Genomic DNA, 2538 nt, shown 5'->3' with positions numbered 1-2538 from the left:
CAAGGCCGAGGCCCAGATGGCCGAAGCCGCCCGCGCCGCCGGGGTCGAGCCGGTCATCGCCGAGGGCGACGGCGCCTTCTACGCGCCCAAGCTGGACTTCATCGTCAAGGACGCCATCGGCCGCGAATGGACCTGCGGCACGATCCAGCTGGACTATGTCCTGCCGGACCGTCTGGACGCGACCTACATCGCCGAGGACGGCCAGAAGCACCGCCCGGTCATGCTGCACCGTGCGATCCTGGGCAGCTTCGAACGATTCATCGGCATCATGATCGAGAACTACGCCGGGGCCTTCCCGCTGTGGCTGGCGCCGACCCAGGCCGTGGTGGCCACCATCACCTCGGACGCCGACGGCTATGCCGAGGAAGTCGCCGCCAAGTTCCGCGCCGCGGGCCTGCGCACCGAGATCGATCTGCGCAACGAGAAGATCAACTACAAGATCCGCGAACACTCGGTCGGCAAGGTGCCCGCCATCGCCGTCGTCGGCCGCAAGGAGGCCGAGGAAGGCAAGGTCGCCATCCGCCGTCTGGGCAGCCAGGCCCAGACCATCGTCACCGTCGAGGAGGCCATCGCCATCCTGACCGACGAGGCCCTGGCGCCGGACCTGAAACGCATCCGCGACGGTCAGGCCTGAACATGACAACGCCCCGGTCCGAAAGACCGGGGCGTTTTTCTTTAGCCCCCTGCTGCGGTCACTGGGCCGTCAGGCCGCCGTCGATCTTGAACTCCGCGCCCGTCACGAACTTGGACTCGTCCGAGGCCAGGTAGAGGACGCACCAGGCCACGTCGTCCGGCTCGCCGATGCGCTTCAGCGGAATGCCGCGCGCCAGCTTCTCGTGCGCGGTCGTCTCGTCGCCGCCGGCCATGGCGACGAAGGGATCGAGGATCGGGGTCTTGATGAAGACCGGGTGGACCGAGTTGGCGCGCACGTTCCAGCCCGCCTTGGCGCACTCCAGCGCCACCGTCTTGGTGTAGAGCCAGACCGCCGCCTTGGTGGCGTTGTAGGCGCCCATGCCCGGCGCCGCCGCCAGTCCCGCAATCGACGAGATGTTGACGATGGAGCCCGCGCCGGAAGCCCGCAGATGCGGCATGGCGTGCTTGCAGCCCAGCATGACGGACTCGATGTTGACCGCCTGGACCTGACGCCAGTTGTCCAGGGTGTCCTGCTCGGCCCAGGCCAGACAACCGCCGATGCCGGCGTTGTTCACCAGAATGGACAGGCCGCCCATGTCCTCGGCGGCGGCGGCGACCACGCGGACCCAATCGTCCTCGCGCGTCACGTCATGCTCATAAGCGAAAGCCGAACCCGGATGCTCGGCGTTGATGCTGTCGGCCAGGGCCCGCGCCCCGTTCAGGTCGCGGTCGGAGACGGCGACCCTGGCGCCCTCGCGCACCAGCATCCGCGCCATGGCCTGGCCCAGACCGCCCGCCGCTCCGGTGATGAGAGCGGCCTTGCCCGCGACCCGGCTCACTCGACCTGGCCTTTCACGGCGTCGTCGATGAAGCGGGCCATCGAAACATCCTTCTCGGTCACGCCGCCCGCGTCATGGGTGGTCAGCAGCACCTCGACGCGGTTGTAGACGTTCGACCATTCGGGATGGTGGTCCGCCTTGTCGGCCAGCAGGGCGACGCGGGTCATGAAGCCGAAGGCGGCGTTGAAATCCTTGAAGCGCAAGCTACGGGCGATGGCCGGACGCGGATCATCAGCGCGGCGCCAGTCGGGCAGGCCCGCCAGAACTTCGGTCACGTCGAGGGCGGTCATGGGCGACTCCTTGATTTTGTTCAGGCGTACCGTGCGCCTGCGAGGGCGACAAGCCGTGACGCCGCGTCACCCCGACCGCCATCTGCGACGCTTCCCCGGATGACGCCGACCGCGCGAGGCGTTACACCCGCATCCATGACCCAGGCCGATCCCTCCCCCTCCTCCGGCAAGACTTCTTCCTTCGGCTTCCGCGACGTGGATGCGAAGGAAAAGGTCCAGATGGTGCGCGGCGTCTTCAACTCCGTCGCGTCCAACTACGACCTGATGAACGACCTGATGAGCGCGGGCGTGCACCGCCTGTGGAAGGACGCCACGGCCGCCAAGCTGAACGCCCGGCCGGGCGAGCTCATCCTCGACATGGCCGGCGGCACCGGCGACATGGCGCGGCGCTACTCCAGGATGGCGCGCGCGGCCCAGGAACGGCGCGGCGGCGAGGACGCCACCGTCATCGTCATGGACTACAACGCCGAGATGATCCTGAACGGGGTGGCCAAGGGCGGCGAGCCGGAGATGGCCTGGGGCGTCGGCGACGCCATGAATCTGCCCTTCCCCGACGCCTGCCTGGACGCCTATTCGATCAGCTTCGGCATCCGCAACGTGTCGGACGTGGCGGGCGCGCTGAAGGAGGCGCGGCGTGCGCTGAAGCCCGGCGGCCGCTTCATCTGTCTGGAGTTTTCGCGCCCCACGACCGGCGCCCTGCGCAAGGCCTATGACGCCTGGTCCTTCCACGCCATTCCGCGCATCGGCGAATGGGTCGCCAAGGATCGCGACAGCTA

4 protein-coding genes are annotated in these 2538 nt (G+C 68.2%); 2 read left to right on the top strand and 2 right to left on the bottom strand.

Annotation, left to right across the window (positions count from 1 at the left end; translation table 11 throughout):
• The coding region (locus VGE49_RS01510; protein WP_331032823.1) for a threonine--tRNA ligase at window positions 1–634 on the top strand (634 nt) is incomplete at its 5' end.
• 58 nt (window positions 635–692) lie between these two features.
• On the opposite strand, the gene VGE49_RS01505 is transcribed toward VGE49_RS01510, so the two are convergent.
• Window positions 693–1472, bottom strand: a complete 780-nt coding sequence (locus VGE49_RS01505) for an SDR family oxidoreductase (RefSeq protein WP_331032822.1) — start codon at window positions 1470–1472, stop codon at window positions 693–695.
• Complete coding sequence (locus tag VGE49_RS01500) at window positions 1469–1762, bottom strand: 4a-hydroxytetrahydrobiopterin dehydratase (RefSeq protein WP_331032821.1); 294 nt, start codon at window positions 1760–1762, stop codon at window positions 1469–1471. The genes VGE49_RS01505 and VGE49_RS01500 overlap by 4 nt, the downstream gene beginning before the upstream one ends.
• 135 nt (window positions 1763–1897) lie before the next feature.
• Here VGE49_RS01500 and VGE49_RS01495 point away from each other — a divergent pair.
• Window positions 1898–2538, top strand: a 641-nt coding sequence (locus VGE49_RS01495) for a ubiquinone/menaquinone biosynthesis methyltransferase (RefSeq protein ID WP_331032820.1), incomplete at its 3' end; no start/stop codon positions are given.

The sequence above is a fragment of the Brevundimonas sp. genome (assembly GCF_036405315.1).
In the GTDB taxonomy this organism is placed as follows: Bacteria; Pseudomonadota; Alphaproteobacteria; order Caulobacterales; family Caulobacteraceae; genus Brevundimonas.
The sequence above is the reverse complement of the archived record's forward strand: the minus strand, read 5'-3'. Positions and strand labels throughout refer to the sequence as shown.